Below are 16840 nucleotides of genomic sequence, written 5' to 3' on the forward strand. Positions count from 1 at the left end.
TGAAGGGCCGTTGCAGATGACAGAAAGGAGAACCCGAGGATGCTGTTTTTGGCGCTCGGGTGAGATCAGACGCCGGTAAAAAAAGTTGAGAAAACTACTGCACCAACTGGTTGACCTCGATGATCGGCAACAGCACCGCCATCACGATCACCAGCACTACCCCGCCCATCACCACGATCATCAGCGGCTCAAGCAACGCAGTCATGCCCATCGCCCGGCGCTCGATATCGCGGGACAGGGTTTGCGCAGCGCGTTCGAGCATCGGCGGCAGCGCACCGGTTTTCTCGCCGCTGGCGATCAGGTGAATCAGCACCGGCGGGAACACGTTCTCCACTTTCAGCGCAGCCGCCAGGTTGACGCCCTCGCGCACTTTGGCGGTGGCCTCATTGACGCTCAGGCTCAGACGATCATTGGACAAGGTCTGCCGCGCCGCTTCCAGCGCTCGCAGCAACGGCACCCCCGCACCGCCGAGAATCGCCAGCGTCGAGGCGAACCGCGCCGTGTTCAGCCCCAGCACAAAGCGCCCGATTAGCGGTAACTTCAACACCCGGTGATGCCAACTCAAACGCGCCGCCGGATTGCGCAGATACAGACGCCAGCTCCAGAACGCACCGGCCATGATCCCGGCGCACAACCAGCCCCAGGCGCGGATGAAATCACTGGCATTGAGCATCGCCAGCGTCAGCCCCGGCAGATCCTGCCGCGCCTGGGAAAACGCACTGACCACCTGCGGCACCACGTAGCTGAGCAGGAAAATCACGATGCCGATCGACACCAGCCCGACCACGCCCGGATAGATGAACGCGGTCAGAATCTTACCGCGCAGGTTGTTGCGTTCCTCGATGTAATCCGCCAGCCGCTCCATCACCTGCGCCAGATCGCCGGACTCCTCGCCCGCCGCGATCAGCGCCCGGTAAATCTCCGGAAAGTCCCGTGGCCGCGCCGCCAGCGCTTCGGCCAGGCGCATGCCGCTGCGCACATCGGCGCGCACGGCGCTGAGGGTGTGGGCGATGTGTTTTTTCTCGGCCTGTTCGACCGTGGCGCTCAACGCAGCTTCCAGCGGCAGGCTGGCGCCGAGCAGACTCGACAGTTGCCGCGTGGCCCACGCCAGATCGTTATCCGAGAGCCTGGCGCTGAACAATCCACCGCCGCCATGCTGGGAGACGTTGCTTTCCTTCTCCACCGACAACGCCGTCAAGCCACGACCGCGCAGCACGCCAAACGCGGCGCCCTGACTGTCCGCCTCCAAGTGCCCGGATTCGATCTTGCCGCTGGCATCGGCAGCCTCAAAACGATAGCGATTCATCAGGCGTCCCGTGTCACACGAAGGATTTCTTCCGGCGCCGTGGCACCGCTGCGAATCCAGCGCTCGCCGTCCTCGCGCAGGCTGAACATCCCGGCCTTGCTCGCCGCCGCACGCAACGCCTGCTCCCCTGCCCCTTGGTGGATCAGGGTGCGGATGTCGTCATCGATGCAGAACAACTCGTGAATGCCGGTCCGGCCGCTGTAACCGGTGTGATTGCACGCCGCACAACCGACCGGACGCCAGGTGCCGGGCGTCGCCGGGTCTTCCTGTTTGCACTGGTTGCACAACCGCCGCACCAGGCGCTGAGCCAACACGCCGAGCATCGACGAGGCCAGCAGAAACGGCTCGACGCCCATGTCGACCAAGCGGTTGACCGCCGACACCGCGTCGTTGGTGTGCAACGTCGCCAGCACCAAGTGACCGGTCAACGAAGCCTGCACCGCGATCTGCGCGGTTTCGAGGTCACGGATTTCGCCGATCATGATGATGTCCGGGTCTTGCCGCAGAATCGCCCGCAATGCCAGGGCAAACGTCATGTCGATCTTGGCGTTGACCTGAATCTGGCTGATGCCCGGCAAGTCGTATTCCACCGGGTCTTCTACGGTGAGGATGTTGCTGGTGCTCGCATCCAGCCGCGCCAGTGCCGCGTAGAGGCTGGTGGTCTTGCCGCTACCGGTCGGGCCGGTGACCAGCACGATGCCGTGGGGCTGGCGGATCAGGTGATCGAGCTTGGCCAGCACCTGCGCATCCATGCCCAGGGTTTCCAGATGCAAACGCCCGGCCTGCTTGTCCAACAGACGCATCACCACCCGTTCGCCATGACCGGTGGGCACAGTGGAGACGCGAATATCAATCGGCCGCCCGGCCACGCGCAACGCAATGCGCCCGTCCTGCGGCAAGCGTTTTTCGGCGATATCGAGCTGCGCCATGATCTTGATCCGCGACACCAGCGCACCGTGCAACGCCTTGCGCGGCGAGACCACGTCGCGCAGCGTGCCGTCGACGCGGTAGCGCACCACCGAATGGGTTTCGAACGGTTCGATATGAATGTCGCTGGCCTCGTCCCGCGCCGCCTGGGTGAGCAACGCGTTGATCATGCGGATCACCGGCGCGCCGTCCTGGGTGTCGAGCAGGTCGGTGATTTCCGGCATGTCCTGCATCAGGCGGTCGAGGTCGACTTCGTTTTCCGCCGCGCCGACCACCGCCGCCGCACTGCCGGTGTCGGCGTAGGCAGTGGCCAGCAAACCGTCGAGTTCGTCGTCGCGTACCCGCTCAAGCCTGGCCGCGCCGAACTGCCGACGCACCTCGCTGATCGACCAACCCGGCGTCGACGGGCACACCGTTAGCACGCCGTCGCGCAGCAGAATCCGCTGCGCCTTGGCCCAGGCGTAAGGCAATGCGCTCATTGCAGCGGCACCGCTTTGATCGTCGCGCGCGGGCCGGACACCGGCGCCGGCACGCCTTGGGCGGTGGCCGGCAATTGCGGCGCCTGCATGTCCGGCATCGCCCAGCTGCGCTCCGGTTGCAGACCACCCTGAGCGCGGCGCATGAAGTCGTAGCGGTTCAGCGTGATGCTGCGCCCTGCCGCGCTGTCGCGGATGATGTACGGGCGCAGGAACACCATCAGGTTGGTCTTGGTGATCGAGCGGCGTTCGTTGCGAAACAGCGCGCCCAGCCCCGGAATGCTCGACAGCCATGGCACCGCGTCATTGCTCTGGCTGTAGCCGTCCTGCAGCAGACCGCCGAGCACCATGATCTGCCCGTCATCGAGCAGGATGCTGGTGTCGAGTGCGCGTTTGCTGGTGACGATCCCCGCTGAATTGGCCGCCGCCGAGGCGCGTTCGTCGATGCTGCTGACTTCCTGATAGATGTCGAGTTTGACCGTGCCGCCCTCGGAAATCTGCGGCCGCACGTTGAGCTTCAAACCGACCTCTTCACGGGTCACGGTCTGGAACGGGTTGTTGCTGGTGCCCCCGCCGCCGGTGACGTAACTGCCGCTGACAAACGGGATGGTCTGGCCGACGAAAATGCTCGCCGCTTCGTTGTCCAGGGTCAGCAGGTTCGGCGTCGATAGCACGTTGGTACCGCCCTTGCTCTTCAACGCCCGGGCCAGCACTTTCAGGTCGAGGATCTTGCCGATGCCGGGAATGTCGACGGTGCCGTTGACGTAGCCGAGGTTCAGGCCTTGCGGCAGCACATCGAGGCTGGTCTTGCCGTTGACGTTGATCCCTGAACCGCCGAGGTTGGCGCCGCCAATCACGCCTTTGCCACCGAGGTTGCCGGTCTGCCATTGCACGCCGAATTCGCTGGCGTCGTCTTCGCCGACTTCGACGATCAGGCTTTCGATCACCACTTGGGCGCGGCGCTGGTCGAGCAGGTCGATGACTTCGCGCAGGTTGCGATACAGCGGCTCCGGCGCGGAAATCAGCAAGGTGTTGGTGGTCGCGTCCGCCTGAATGGTCACGCCGCCGGCGCTGAAGGCAACGTTCTGTTCGCTGCTTTGCGCATTGCCGCTGCCACTGGTGCCGCTGCTGCCCTGAGCGTAACTGCCGCCGGTGCTGCCGCTGTTGGTGGTCGACGTGCTGCCGTTGGTTTGCGTACCGCTCTGGCCGTTCTGCCCGCCGCCCGAGTTGGTGGAGCTGCCCATGTTGCTGAGCACCGAACGCGCATTGTCGCTGGTGCCGCTGTCGCTCTCGCCGGTCAACAAACCGCGCAGGGCCTGGGCCAGTTTGCCGGCCTGGGCGTTGCGCAGATACACCACGTGTAGATTGCTGGGGTTGCTCTGGGCGTTGTCGAGTTTGTAGATCAGGTTGCGCGCCAGTTCCGTGCGCTCGGGGCTGCCGGCGCGGATGATGATGGTGTTGGAGCGTGGGTCGCCGATCACGGCGATCTTCTGCGTTGGATCATTGCCCGGTGCGTCGAGCAGGTCGGCGACCATCGGCGCGATGTCGGCAGCGATGCCGTTCTGGATCTGCACCACGTCGGTGTCGATGGCGCTCGGGGTGTCGATGCCTTGAATCAGTTGCGCGACCCGCGTGAGGTTTTCGGCGTAGTCGGTGACGACGATGGTGTTGTTGCCGGGATAGGCGTTGATCGGGTTGTTCGGCGATACGATCGGGCGCAGCACCGGGATCAGGTTCACCGCGTTCTCGTATTGCAGGCGGAACGTGCGGGTGAGCATGCCGTTGCCGGCCGGTTTGTCAGCGCTGTAGATCGGCCCGCCAAGCAATTTGGCGTCGGCCTCCGGCACCACCTGCGCCACGCCGCCGACATCCACCACGCTGAAACCTTGCATGCGCAGCGCCGCCAGCAACATGTCGTAAGCCTGATGCGCCGGCACCTGGCCTTCGGAGACCAGCGTCAGGTTGCCCTTGACCCGAGGATCCACCAGAAACTGCTGGCCGGTGGAACGAGACAATGCCCGCACCACCGCTTGAATATCGGCGTCGACAAAATTCAGCGTCACCGGTTGATCGCCCAACGGATTGGCCGGCAACGTCGTGCCCCGCGCCGAACCGCCACTGCGGGCGCGTGCGGTGATGTTGTGCAATTGCTTCGGCGCCGGTTTTACCTGAGCCTGCGCCCGCTCGCGGTCGAGCACCGCGTCGCCACTGCGCTGGGTGTTGGCCAGCGGCCTGCCGAGTTCGCTGTCCACCAGCAGCGGCGGTTGATTCGGTGGTGTGGTGTTGCTGCACGCGCTCAATGCCATCAACAGCATCGGCAACGCCATGCGTTTGGATCCTGACCCCTTCATGAAGCTTCCTTAGCGCCCAGCGCCTGATCCATGCGTACGGTGCCCGACAGAGTGCCGGCGGTGTCATCGGTCGCGGCGTCGTCTGCACGTTGCAGACGGGCCTCGACCACTTGCAGTGAAAAATTCCGCGGTTGGCTCAGCAGCCAGTCGAGCACGGCGTCGGCCGGTGCCGCGTCGAAGGTCAACTGCCAGCCGGCGGACGCGGCCGCCAATTGGTAATGGCCGCCCAGTCCGCTGGCCTGCAAGGTCTGCTGCAGCGACTGCTCGAGGTTCTGCCCGTCGGGGCGCACACTGACTTCGCGCAACAGCACTTCCAGCGCTTCGGCCTGGGCACGCAGTTTCGGGGTTTCGACTTGCGAGGCGGCGATCTTCTTCAGCGGCGGCTGAACCAGCGCCACCCACACAAACAGCCCCAACAACAGCGCCGCCATGCCGCCGACCATGCGTTTTTCCCGCAGCGCCAACGGCTGCCAACGGGCCTGCAACTGAGCATTGAAGCGCTGCCAACCGGCGCGGTATTTCGCAAGCGATGGGCTATTCATCTTCGGCTCCGCTGCTGTCGTCGTTGTCGCTGGCGGCGGTCGCCTCACCGGCCGGGCGCAGGACCCAGCCATCGTCATTCGGGCTGATGCTGATGCCCGCCTGGGCCAGCGTGCCTTGCCAATCCTTGTCGTTGCCCGAACGCCGGGCCTCGGGCAGCAGGCTCAGTTGCAGCGCGCCGTCGACAAACTCCAGCCGCTGCACCGTGCCCGCCATGGACGGCATCCCGCTGCCGGCCTGCGACACCAGCCGCGTGAAATCCTGCCCCGGCGCATCCACCGCGCCTTGCTGGCGCGCCGCGATTTGCTGACGGGCCTGTTGCAGCGGATTGAGGATCACCGGCAACTCGGGGAACGCCTGCTTCACCCGCTGCGCCATCTGCGCCTTGAGCTGCTGGCCCTGCCCGGCCTCGCGGGCGGCGTACAGGTTCAAACCGATCACCCACACCGCCAGTGCCAGCGCACAGCAACCGAGCGCCCTGCCCCAGCCGCGATGTTCGGTGCCCGGTTGCTGAAGGCCACCGTGCAGGCCCCAGTTCGGCAACGGGCCGGCATTACGCTGTGTGTCGGGCAATGTCGATTGCACCGCTTCCGGCGCGCCGTCACCGATCCAGTGCGCCGGCAGACCGATTTCCAGCAGCCATGCTTCGTCGATCATCGGCTGCACCTGCGCCGCATTCGGGCCGTGGCGCAGCAACAGATGATCGTCGTGCAAGCAACCGACGCCGCCCGCCATCACCGGCAAGCTGTAGGCCGCCGGGTACAGGCCTTTGAGGTTCAAACCGAATTGCCCGAGGTGCTGCAACTCCTTGCGTGCTACCCAGGCAATCTGCACCTGGCCGCTTTCATTGCGAGCACCGTGGGCGATGTGCATCTCGGCGCTGTCGCCGAGCATCAAGGCCTGCGCCGCACATTGCACAGCGGCGGCGGTTTTGCTCGCGGGCAGCGGCGGCAAATCGATACTCGCCAACAGGCTGTCCGACGGGTGCAGAAAGCACACCAGCGGCTGCTTCGGCAACGCGCCGAGCCGCATGCGTTCCTGGCGAGTGACCTGCCCCTGTCGATCCAGCCACGCACAATCCACTTCACTGTCGAGACCCAGCTCCGCCAGCGGCGGCAAACTCACGCGCAACTGGCTCATACGCCCACCCGCGACCAGATCACTTGCGGCAAACGATCCTCACTGCGATGCAACAACGCATCGAGGCTGACCCGCCGCTGATCCCGCCGCGCCTGCCCGCGCAGCCGGAACCAGTCGCTGGTGATGCCGACTTTGACGCTGGTGATCTCCAACTGGGGCAGTCGCAGGCGATTGACGAAATCCCCGCGATTGATAAACCAGCGCCCGGCGTCACGCTCATTGATCAACGCCTGCGCCCGCTCCAGCGACAGCCCCGGCACATACGCCGCCAGCACCGGCGCGGTGGCGGTGTTGCCATTGAGCCAGGTGGTCGCCGGAATCACCGTCAGGTACGGCGCGAGTTTCGCCAACAGCGCATCGTTGACCCCGTCGACACTGCGCAAATCCTCAAGCGAGCGCAGCATCGGCAAGGTCGGCGATTGCGGTTTGCGCGAAGCGGACGGCGACGTGGCGCGCCCACTGTCGAAAGTGTTTTTCGCCACAGGCTTGTCCACCACTTGGGCATTCAACAGGTGCGGATAAGAGCCGATCACCCGCTGACTGATGCGCCGGCTCAAGCCGCTGCTGACACCGATCAACTCGCACAAGCGCTCGAACGCCTGCACCTGCGCATCATCGATCCGCTCGTTGGCCACCAGATTGCGCAGGTTGAACTTGCCCTGCTCGTCCTCCAGCCGCCCCTCGAAACCCTGGGTGTTCAACTGCTGTGCCCAGGGCTGATCGAGTCGGGTCAGCGGATCGCGCTGGCGGGCGTCCCACAACAATTGCCGGCTGATCTCCAACCCGCCGTGCAACACCCAACGGCCCTGCACACGCAGTTGCTCGGCTTCCAGCGCCCGGGTCGAAACGCTCTGGCGAGTCAGCATGCCTGCGGCGATCACCGCGACCACCGCCGCAATCAGCAGCGCACTGATGATCGCCATCCCCTGCTGGTTCGATTGGCTGTTCATGACCGGCCTTACAACTGCCAGGAACCGATGTCGGCATTCACGCCGTCGCCGTCAGGCTGACCGTCGGCGCCGAGGGAAAAGATGTCGATCTCGCCGTTGGCACCGGGATTGAGGTACTGATAAGGACGACCCCACGGGTCATTCGGCAAGCGCTCCAGGTACGAGCGCCAGTTGGTGTTCTTCGCATCGGCCGGCCGCTCCACCAGCACTTTCAGGCCCTGGCTCTGGCTCGGGTAAGTGCCGTGATCGAGGCGATACAACTTCAGCGCCTGCATCAACCCGCCAATGTCCTGCTTCGCCGCCGTGGCCCGCGCCTGATCCGGCCGGTCGAGCACCTTGGGCACCACCATCGCCGCCAGAATCCCGAGAATCACCACCACCACCATGATCTCGATCAGCGTGAAACCTTGCTGCCCACGGGGCATCCGGCTCGGTCGATTGGGCTGTTTGAACTGCGCGATATCCATCTCGTCATTCCCTGGCTTGATTCGATTCGACGCGCAGTGTTGCAAGAAGATATGTCAGGGATGTTGAAAATCCTCGGGTGTTTTCGTCGTCAAGCCGTCAAGCACGGGCGTTAGCGTCAAGGGCTGCCCGACCGCCCGAGACCCCGATGCGCACCCCCTCCCCGCAAGCCGGATTCACCCTGATCGAAGTGCTCGTCGCGCTGGCAATCATCGCCGTGGCCATGTCCGCCGCTGTTCGTGTGGCGGGGTTGATGACGCAGAGCAGCGGGGTTTTGCGGGATCGCTCGATTGCGATGATTGCGGCGCAGAGTCGGATGGCTGAACTTCGGTTGGAAGGGAGATTGCCGATGGGGGTTAAGGCGATGGAGTGTGTTCAGGGGCGGTTGTTGTTGCGGTGTGAGCAGGTGATTGGGGGGGCGGAGAATGGGCGGTTGCTCAAGGTTGGAGTTCAGGTGTTTGACCGCAACCAAGATGCGCCGCCGCTGGCTCGGCTGGAGACGTTGCTCAGCCTCCCCGAAAACCCCTAGCTCTAAATCGTCCCGAAACGTCGGCCCCCTCGATGGCAAATGAATCAGCGTGGGACATTTCCGACACCCACCTAAAGATCTAAACCAACCTGCACATACCGCGTTGAATCCATAATCAACTCGGTCTCTCAGGTCGATGTAAAGCGCAAGACACCTCGGTCGGCCCCCTCTCCCTCCGGGAGAGGGCTGGGGTGAGGGCCGCTCTTCAACCCACCCGTTTACTCCCTCCCAAAACCCCGTTTAAAAGACACCAACCGTAACGTCCCCAAGGCTACACAACCTTGCGTCATTACCTACGACTACGCCAGAATCCGCCGGCTTGTGCGTCTAGTGCGCGGGTCTTATCGTTCCATGGTCACTGAAAACCAGTGATCGGGTTTGGTAGCCCGCACATGAGAGTTGCACAGCATCACCATTCGCGGCGTCGTTTCGTCTCGGCTTTATGGTGGTCATGCACAGGGCACCTTCGGGTGCGCCGGGTTCCTCATGTGCCGGTCTACCAACCTGAGCATGGCCGCCACCTTCGTTTGGTAGCGAAATTGGATGGCCTCCCTTTTTGAAGCATGAGGAGTTACATCTATGATCAAACCAACACCCAACCCACCAGAAACCGACCCGGTTTCCCCCTACAAATTCCCTGATTCCCGAACCCTCAACGAAGCCGCCGAACGCGCCCTCGACCACTACCTCACCCCACAACAACGCATCATGGGCAGCCACACCAAACACGACCCCATGTTCCTGGCCAACCCCGCCTACAACAGCGAATCCCTCCTGGCCAACGCCAGCGAATCCCTCGATTCCGCCAGCGAAATGCTCAGCAACTTCGCCGCGATCCTGGAACCCGCCCACCGCAAGACTGCGCTGGGGATTGCGCAGGTGGTTATGGTTGCGGGGTTGGCAGTAAATCAGGCGTTGGATCATGTTGAGGTGAAGACGTAAGCGGTTGAGTGCTGTCGCTCAATAGCCGGAAAGAAAATGGCCGAGGTTGTCAGTTGTAACTGACGACCTCGGCCAAATGAGCATTTCTATTTTTTGCGGCACATCTCGACGTCATCCTGAGTCTTCAAGTCTGTGTCGATTCCCAAGCGATACCTGCAGTAATCAATAATCCACCCCCGCTCCTCTGCTGTCAGACGCTCTACCTTCCGGATTTCTCCATCGTTCGCGTGGATGTTGTAGAACTTCATCTGAAACGTCGGGTGCTTCTTGATGAAGACAATGGTCTCGATGTCTCCGTCCTCGAGAGCTTCGTAATAGCCGATGTAGAGCAAGGTCACTAAGATGACGATTGCTGCGATTAGTAGCTGTTTCATTCCTTTGGTGCCAGTGGTGGAGGATGAGGGTTCTAGTGTGAAAGAAGAATGATTAGAGGTCGGAAAACAAATCGATCACCATTTTTTCAATCATTTCTTATCCGCACCTTGCCTTCTCGCATCCCTCTGCTCAATTCCTTTGCGCTTTTCCTCGGGGAGCAAGTCAAAAAGGTCATTGATAGCATTAGGGCTAGCAATCTGGTCCTCAATAATGAGATTGATCAACCGGAATAATGGGTAGACGAATTTCTCGCTATCTCGCAGGTCGAGGGTTCCAGGATGAACTGCCTCATTACCAATAACCCGGACGGTATCCAGCGCTTGCTGGATCTTACGAGGTAGTCCTTTTTCTACAAGATCAGCAATCTGCGTATCAATCTTGTTGGTTGTGCCTGTAAGGTGCTGACAGAGCTTTTCTAGACAAAGTCTTAGCAGAGCAGCTGCTGAGCGGGGTGAGATCGACGCAACTTGGCGAGCTTCCTCAAAGTCATCCCTTATCAACTCTGGCATTTGTGGATGGGCAGGTGCTGCGCTCACCAACCGTGGATAAACCATGTCTGCCTCAAGGAGGCTTGATAAATCACCTACTTTTTCAAGCGCTTTTGAGCGCCATATGCTTCTTTTTTTGCAGCTTTGACATTGAGCGGCAATAAAGCCAATGGGGCTACGGAACCCACCAATAGTCAGCATTTCCCAACTCATACCGGCAAAGGCATGACAATGAGGGCAGTTAAAACTAGCGTTTTTGAATTCTGGAGGTACGAATTTATTCATCACTATCTTCCATTCCGCGACCACCTATAATAATGCTTATCTCGCCGTTTCATACCACTCTCTTTAAATTCAATTAAAAGCCGCTGCCGTATCGTGACCGTGGTATTGACGCATGACAACGCGCCCCCACTAAACCAACATCACCGCCCCCTTCGGAACATCCGGCGAGGCGGCCGAGGGCCTGCGCGACATAAGGACAAAGGAGACTGATTTGTTTTATGGAAATAAATCAGCCCCCTTGTTTCTAGATTAGACCTTGAATAATTGAGAGAAAACTCAGCAAAAGCTGCATTACATCTCCAGTCAGCAGATCAATTTCACTACTACCAGATCAGAAAATTCCTAAATCGCGTTCTGCATCCATACTAGACTCTCGCGCTATCTGATAATTGATAGAATCAATGTGCTCCTTTACCCACTTTCTTACGTATCCATTCTTGTGTTTCAAGAGAGGGGTGATCGCTAATTTATCAGCTTCCAAATATGGCACCAATGATCCCGACCACCCCCTACTCGCCATATTTGCATTTAAAGCGCTCGCGACACGTTGATCACCGCCAAAGTTCTCAAGCAGCATAACAAACAGCTCCGACGGAAACTGAACACTATCTCGAACCTCAAATATATTGATACAGGCTGCGACAAAGCCAGGACCAGATTCCGGATAGTTATAACACCACGAAATAACCTTTCCTGATGGAAAGGCAGAAAGAATACTTGGCAGTTGACTGGAAACGCTGTTTTCTCTATCAAGCAGTTTCTGCAACCAATAAAGCTGCATACCTTTAGCGTTAGATATCGCCTCCCCAAAAACAGGCCACAAGAGACCGCCGTACTGCTTCACCAACTTCATAAGCAACGGCTTTATGTAACTCCACAAATCATTATGATTGAACCCTATCCGACATGAAGCAATTAGCTGACGAGAAACATCAACCACCAGCTCTTCATCGCGTGTATTTAATAGAGCCTCGACAAGTGCACACCAAGCGTGAAGATCCGTGTATGCGGCCGAGTGTTTTTTATGCAACGGGACCGCCAACACCAATGACTTCACGGACGAGCGTATTGTATCGAGTCGATCCATATTACCAAAGCAATACATAAACATTATATTCAATGCCGGCCAAGCAGCCTCATCACCTAACACTGACAATTTCACACAAAAATCTGAAATAACTTCTGGTGCGAGCTCACTAGTAACACCACCATAACTCAAAACATTTGTACTATTGGCCGGAATCAATCCAGCCGACACAAGCTCAATCAACTTATTTAAGTGCTGAGCCTCAATCGCCCCTGTACGAACAAGATCAGGATAAAACCTTACAAGATGCTCATCCGCCGAAACAACCTCAATATACTTCTGCCAAACTTCCGGAGACCTCTCGAACATCCCAACATATAGACCAATGACAAAGCTAGGGTTTGCTTTAGAGCTTTCAGACAACCTATTCAAAACAAGTTCGACAAGCTCGCCTTCATCCGCCAACTCCAAAGCCAATTGATGCCCAAATGCTTGTGACTGCCGCTGCTCGCCCTGGAGTAGCAAGTCAATACACGGGTACAAGTCGGCGACATCTCCAGCAACTTCAGTTGCAAATCCCCTAGCATTTTCCGCCGCAACATCAACGTACTCCCCCCCTCAAGTCTAGAGTGTTCGCGAGGTGGGTTAATTACAATTATTCTAAGCTTGTCCACTAAGCCAGCACCTTTCGGGCTCAGTAATTCCATCCAAGAATCAAGCGCAGTGACAGCGGTCTTTCCGAGTTTTTCGCTATCATACTCATAAGTGTTTTTTATGCTATCAAGTGCAGCAGGCCAGTATCGACCATTGAATTCTACAATGCGTCGAATGGCGGCATCTAGCATATCAAGTCGACCTATTCCTACAAAACCACGAATTGAATATCCGATATCGCCTAATACTCTTTCTCTTTGTTCCTCCCCTCGCACCATCATCTCTAAATACAAGTCGAAAGCAGATTGCCAATAGTCGAAAACCTCTTGCCAAACTTTTGGCCGCCACTCTTCAAGGGGTGCCTTTGTACCTTGATATTCTGCACCAACCGTACGACCACCTCCAAAAGTACTGATAGCTTGTCCTAACGCACTAAGCAGAACCATATCAATTTCAACTTGCTCCATATCCATAGCCTGACGAAGCAAAGCGAATCGAGTGTCTGGCGAAGCAGCAGTACCGGAAAGATTGATACAAAACAACTGCGAAAACATACCAGTGGCATTATTACTCCAAGATTCATTTTCTGCCGAAGCCAAGAGCAACATACACCAGGAGGCTTCCATGAAAAAATTGGCATGGAAGCAGAGTCTCTCTAATCCCCAAACTAAATTTCTTCGAACCTCCCCCTCAATTGATAACAACTGATCGTGATCTATGGAGGTTAAAATTCGATATAGCGCTGCAGATGTAGCATCGGGGTTCACGTTTACAAAAGCGCGGAAGAATCTAGAACCCCGTTCCGATAGGATCACCTCCGCTTGGCCAAAAGGGGCTTGGGGCCCACAAAGTTTCTCCGTGAGCAACTTTACATCGCTATGAAAATCCATCTTTTCAATTTGGTTACAAAAACCCTCGATCATGCCCTCTGGAATAGAGTCAATTAGGCCTCGTTGTTTTTCTTCTCGTGACTTCGTCCACCACTGCCCCGCCAATCGTATTGCCAATGGCTTAGGGACCACTTGACCAAATCGCCCACGACGATCAATTAATCCTCGACTTGAATACTCTTGAATGCAGCCATACACTTCATCAAGGTGTACTCCGACCGTATTAGCAATATACTCCAGCTGACATTCAACTTCTTTCTCAACACCAAAAACATCAAACAATTAACATGCCTGCAAAATCCTTAAACATTCTGGATTTTCGGCCTCGTTACGCTTCCACAGAAGCTTGCTTGCGAGTTCGTCTTCCGTCAGACTTCCAATTCTTGGATCTTCATTTAGTCTCGCCTCCGCCAATAGCACCGCCATTTGAGGAAAGCCTTGCGCAAAATCCACAATCCGCTTTAGATCTGACAAAACATCTTTATATACGGGACTTAGCAGTTGAAAAAGCTCATCATTAGTCATTTGCTCCAACCTAAAACAAACAGTTGGAGCCGCAATTGAATCGAAATTATAGTCCAGAGTCAGCAATCTTATTTGACTGCCGTCACGACGAACCTCCCTAACTATCCGCTCATGTAGCCGATACTCACAATTGTCAACAACGACAATAGCCTCATACCCTAACGTAACCCAGTCAGCTATAAGCGAGTCGATATTAGACGCATGATTTGCGTCGACGTAAACAACTAGGCTTCTGAGCTCTTCATTTTCACTAAAGACCTGAAACGCTGTTCTTGTTTTACCTAAACCAGACAAACCCATCATACGAAAGCAAGCTTTCGGAGCAGACAAACCGGCCTTCAGCGTCTCAACTATCTCGCTACGACTAGCAACAGAGGCAAAAGGTAAGCGAGAAAGATCTTCATGCTCACTCCAAAGTTCGTAGGTTTTCAACCCCCGCTCAACCGGCCGACCACTCCAATTCTGCACAGCCACAACAGCTGAAACATAAAGATTAACCCAGCCTGCGATTTGACTAGCATCATATATCTGCAAATCACACTTATCTGCATACCCTTTACCAGCACCAGCAAGGGACTCTCTAACTTTTTTAATCCGCGCCTGCTTTTGTTTTGAGTTAAGTTCCTGCGTGGTAAAAACTATATAACTCCCTCCAGCAGTAAGAACTTGATCCACTATCGGCTTGACCAAACCTTTGGCAGTGATCACTTCTTTCGCATACGCTGCCGGCCCCATATCGGTAGCTTTATTCTGAAACAAGCTTAATCGATTGGGAATATAGTCTGTGGAATCTGGCCCTCCCTTCCAAGATATCCTGCCATCTTCACCACCATCCCCCGTTATTATATTAAGGGCTACTTCTACAGCACGCTGCGCAATACCAAAACGAAAAGCTTCGGCATGCAGGAGCTCTTTGAGCAACTGCGTTAATTGGACATCGCTTAACTTGACAATATCACTAGATTCGACTTTAAAAGGCTTCATCACAACGTCCCTTTAGCTTATTCACCATATAACCAACCCACCATTAAGTTAACTTACCCTCACTCCAACCTTCGAAAATCTACCAACCTGCCAGAGCTACAAAAAATCAAATATTAAGAAAAGTGGAAGGATCTACTTTTTAATACAATAGATCCGTCTCCTTTCTTTGCTTACCTCCTTCCCACTGCGCAGAGTGCCTTTATCAGCACATACCAGTTATTGCATTTTCAATTTTTACCCATACGGAGAAACTCTAAAAAAAGGTTGTGCGACCTCCATCAACGCTGCATGCATCTGTCGAATGTATCCTATTCCAGTGCCATTGTAGTAAGCGCAGCTTTTATTCCGGCGGAGCAGAAAGCTAGGCCATTGCGACGGGATTTGAGATATCGTTTGAGCATGCATGATGCCATCATGGGCGCCTTTAAAATCTGACTTGGATACTACTCGATATTTTTTGTGCTCCTCCGTCTCTTCACCTTCAAAAATTGCAAAGTTGACGACATGCCTTACTGCTTTCCTGTGATAAATGAAATTTTTAACAAAGCGGTGCAGTTCATCAGCATAATCTAGATTGCCAACAAAAAGATTTGCTCGACAATTTAAGACTTGAAACTCATTGAGGGCTTCGACGTCGGTGGCTTTACGAATTGTTAACCAATTGTTGTCACTTGGAACCCGATAGACATCTGGATCATAGCCTAAACAAAATATCGTTGGAGATAACGGTAGTAACAGTATTGCTCCGGCATCCCTGAGACCGAGCGAGCCACCACGAGTTCGCTTGTCCTCCAACTGCCATCGGTTCGTTAAGACTGCGGGATCGTCAGAGGCAAGGAACGGAACGTTGGTAGTATTCTTAAGTAGACAGATCTTGAGGTCTGACACAACTTCCATGTTATCGGCAAAGGTGCCCATTGCCGTTTGTACAGCCTCTTTAATACCCATGGAAAAGCCGCTATCGAGACCAACAGGCTCGATCATATCGGCAAACATTTCTGCCGACCGCATACATGCTCCTTCAGTGCGTAGATACTGAAATAGCCAAAAAAGCTGAAGAACATGCTGATGATGCGGCTGAAACTTACGACCGGGCTGAATAATCTCTTTTATAACTGAGCCATACCCCTGTTCCAGCGCTTGGATAGCTTTCTCAAGCTTATCGTCTTTCCCATAAAAATAGTCTCGAGAGCACTGATTTTTTACCGGAGCATTAGTTATGAGCTTCTGCCTATCAAGATTGTAAACATTGATAGCAGCACCTTCCCCTTTGATCGTGAACGACTTTAGATAACAACGCGGAACAAAATGCTGATTTTTATTCGATGCCATATTTACTCCATGCTTGAGCAGGTCTCAGTCCCTTTTCAATCATTTCCTGCAGCATGCCACCTGCAACCTTCTTACTGCTGATTACACGGCTCAAGTCTCTGCGTCGACGGCGCGAGATGGTGGCGTATGAACGTTATCATTACTTGATCCCAATTTGATGGAGTAGAAACAAAAAAGACGCTCAAGGCACAAGATATCAGGCTTGAGCACCTGTCTGGATTCTGGCACCAAAAGATAAGCGGGTATTGATGGGCATGGGGTGGCGTAAGGTTTTCCACCCTTTGTAGCTTAGCTACCGTCCTTAAACGGATGGGTACCCAATAGAAATTCGCAATCTGCCAGCGACCGACAAGCTACCCAACTCAGATTGGCAACGACTATTTCCCATCCGAAGGGCGGTCGTTTCTAACAGAGGCTAAAGTGGCGTGAATCAGGGCAGATGTGATCGCCGGTTTGCCGAAGAACACGCGCGACAACAAGGCATGTGATGGTGAATTGCTGAAAGTCCCCGCTTTGGATCGATTTCAGCCGATTACGACAGGCGGCTAAATAGCCAGCTTCTTGGCGGCCGTTGTCACGGGACAGGTCCACTACCTCTTCCCACAAATCACGGCCTAACCAACCTAGGCATCTCCACCCCCTCCCCCAACCTCT

General features: G+C 56.1%; 15 protein-coding genes. 2 read left to right on the forward strand and 13 right to left on the reverse strand.

Annotated elements, in window-relative coordinates; genetic code table 11:
• Positions 1 to 94: 94 nt before the first annotated feature.
• The 7 genes from gspF to gspG are packed head-to-tail and all read right to left on the reverse strand — an operon-like array spanning position 95 to position 8157.
• Positions 95 to 1306, reverse strand: coding sequence for a type II secretion system inner membrane protein GspF (gene gspF / locus L6D82_RS18365; RefSeq protein WP_236190812.1), 1212 nt, complete (start codon positions 1304 to 1306; stop codon positions 95 to 97).
• Positions 1306 to 2712, reverse strand: a complete 1407-nt coding sequence (gspE, locus tag L6D82_RS18370; protein WP_085646839.1) for a type II secretion system ATPase GspE — start codon at positions 2710 to 2712, stop codon at positions 1306 to 1308. The genes gspF and gspE overlap by 1 nt, the downstream gene beginning before the upstream one ends.
• Positions 2709 to 5060 carry a type II secretion system secretin GspD gene (gene gspD, locus L6D82_RS18375; protein WP_236190822.1) on the reverse strand — a complete coding sequence of 784 codons (2352 nt, stop codon included), beginning with the start codon at positions 5058 to 5060 and terminating at the stop codon, positions 2709 to 2711. The genes gspE and gspD overlap by 4 nt, the downstream gene beginning before the upstream one ends.
• Entirely contained in the window at positions 5057 to 5602 is a 546-nt protein-coding gene (gene gspM / locus L6D82_RS18380) for a type II secretion system protein GspM (protein ID WP_236190824.1), read from the reverse strand. Before gspM ends, gspD begins: the two co-directional genes overlap by 4 nt.
• Positions 5595 to 6740, reverse strand: coding sequence for a type II secretion system protein GspL (gene gspL / locus L6D82_RS18385; RefSeq protein ID WP_236190826.1), 1146 nt, complete (start codon positions 6738 to 6740; stop codon positions 5595 to 5597). The genes gspM and gspL overlap by 8 nt, the downstream gene beginning before the upstream one ends.
• Entirely contained in the window at positions 6737 to 7690 is a 954-nt protein-coding gene (gspK, locus tag L6D82_RS18390) for a type II secretion system minor pseudopilin GspK (protein ID WP_236190827.1), read from the reverse strand. Before gspK ends, gspL begins: the two co-directional genes overlap by 4 nt.
• Before the next feature lie 8 nt (positions 7691 to 7698).
• Positions 7699 to 8157, reverse strand: coding sequence for a type II secretion system major pseudopilin GspG (gene gspG, locus L6D82_RS18395; RefSeq protein WP_007959380.1), 459 nt, complete (start codon positions 8155 to 8157; stop codon positions 7699 to 7701).
• A 146-nt stretch (positions 8158 to 8303) separates the two neighbouring features.
• Between gspG and gspI the strand changes: the two genes are divergently transcribed.
• Positions 8304 to 8684, forward strand: a complete 381-nt coding sequence (gene gspI, locus L6D82_RS18400) for a type II secretion system minor pseudopilin GspI (protein ID WP_236190829.1) — start codon at positions 8304 to 8306, stop codon at positions 8682 to 8684.
• Between the two features lie 579 nt (positions 8685 to 9263).
• Positions 9264 to 9626: a DUF6124 family protein gene (locus tag L6D82_RS18405; RefSeq protein WP_096820019.1), complete on the forward strand. Its 363-nt coding sequence runs from the start codon at positions 9264 to 9266 to the stop codon at positions 9624 to 9626.
• An 86-nt stretch (positions 9627 to 9712) separates the two neighbouring features.
• Here the strand turns inward: L6D82_RS18405 and L6D82_RS18410 are convergent, their stop codons facing one another.
• The 6 genes from L6D82_RS18410 to L6D82_RS18435 all read right to left on the reverse strand — a co-directional run bounded on the left by L6D82_RS18410 (position 9713) and on the right by L6D82_RS18435 (position 16186).
• A complete protein-coding gene (locus L6D82_RS18410; protein ID WP_236190831.1) occupies positions 9713 to 10000 on the reverse strand; it encodes a hypothetical protein in 288 nt (95 codons plus the stop codon).
• A 90-nt stretch (positions 10001 to 10090) separates the two neighbouring features.
• Positions 10091 to 10774 (reverse strand): DUF4145 domain-containing protein, encoded by a 684-nt coding sequence (locus L6D82_RS18415; RefSeq protein WP_236190833.1) that lies wholly within the window; start codon positions 10772 to 10774, stop codon positions 10091 to 10093.
• A gap of 331 nt (positions 10775 to 11105) precedes the next feature.
• Positions 11106 to 12278, reverse strand: coding sequence for a hypothetical protein (locus tag L6D82_RS18420; protein ID WP_236190835.1), 1173 nt, complete (start codon positions 12276 to 12278; stop codon positions 11106 to 11108).
• Positions 12230 to 13627, reverse strand: coding sequence for a hypothetical protein (locus L6D82_RS18425; RefSeq protein ID WP_236190837.1), 1398 nt, complete (start codon positions 13625 to 13627; stop codon positions 12230 to 12232). The genes L6D82_RS18420 and L6D82_RS18425 overlap by 49 nt, the downstream gene beginning before the upstream one ends.
• Positions 13628 to 14854 carry a hypothetical protein gene (locus tag L6D82_RS18430; protein WP_236190839.1) on the reverse strand — a complete coding sequence of 409 codons (1227 nt, stop codon included), beginning with the start codon at positions 14852 to 14854 and terminating at the stop codon, positions 13628 to 13630. It abuts the gene before it with no gap.
• A 234-nt stretch (positions 14855 to 15088) separates the two neighbouring features.
• Positions 15089 to 16186, reverse strand: a complete 1098-nt coding sequence (locus L6D82_RS18435; protein WP_236190841.1) for a DUF4238 domain-containing protein — start codon at positions 16184 to 16186, stop codon at positions 15089 to 15091.
• Positions 16187 to 16840: the final 654 nt, after the last annotated feature.

This window comes from Pseudomonas paraglycinae, assembly GCF_021601625.1.
In the GTDB taxonomy this organism is placed as follows: Bacteria; Pseudomonadota; Gammaproteobacteria; order Pseudomonadales; family Pseudomonadaceae; genus Aquipseudomonas; species Aquipseudomonas paraglycinae.

Coding starts and splice junctions, on each gene's coding strand:
- gspD (WP_236190822.1), bottom strand. CDS start 5,060: ATGAAGGGGTCAGGATCCAAACGCATGGCGTTGCCGATGCTGTTGATG.
- gspK (WP_236190827.1), bottom strand. CDS start 7,690: ATGAACAGCCAATCGAACCAGCAGGGGATGGCGATCATCAGTGCGCTG.
- L6D82_RS18415 (WP_236190833.1), bottom strand. CDS start 10,774: ATGAATAAATTCGTACCTCCAGAATTCAAAAACGCTAGTTTTAACTGC.
- L6D82_RS18405 (WP_096820019.1), top strand. CDS start 9,264: ATGATCAAACCAACACCCAACCCACCAGAAACCGACCCGGTTTCCCCC.
- gspM (WP_236190824.1), bottom strand. CDS start 5,602: ATGAATAGCCCATCGCTTGCGAAATACCGCGCCGGTTGGCAGCGCTTC.
- L6D82_RS18430 (WP_236190839.1), bottom strand. CDS start 14,854: ATGAAGCCTTTTAAAGTCGAATCTAGTGATATTGTCAAGTTAAGCGAT.
- gspE (WP_085646839.1), bottom strand. CDS start 2,712: ATGAGCGCATTGCCTTACGCCTGGGCCAAGGCGCAGCGGATTCTGCTG.
- L6D82_RS18435 (WP_236190841.1), bottom strand. CDS start 16,186: ATGGCATCGAATAAAAATCAGCATTTTGTTCCGCGTTGTTATCTAAAG.
- gspG (WP_007959380.1), bottom strand. CDS start 8,157: ATGGATATCGCGCAGTTCAAACAGCCCAATCGACCGAGCCGGATGCCC.
- gspI (WP_236190829.1), top strand. CDS start 8,304: ATGCGCACCCCCTCCCCGCAAGCCGGATTCACCCTGATCGAAGTGCTC.
- gspL (WP_236190826.1), bottom strand. CDS start 6,740: ATGAGCCAGTTGCGCGTGAGTTTGCCGCCGCTGGCGGAGCTGGGTCTC.
- gspF (WP_236190812.1), bottom strand. CDS start 1,306: ATGAATCGCTATCGTTTTGAGGCTGCCGATGCCAGCGGCAAGATCGAA.
- L6D82_RS18410 (WP_236190831.1), bottom strand. CDS start 10,000: ATGAAACAGCTACTAATCGCAGCAATCGTCATCTTAGTGACCTTGCTC.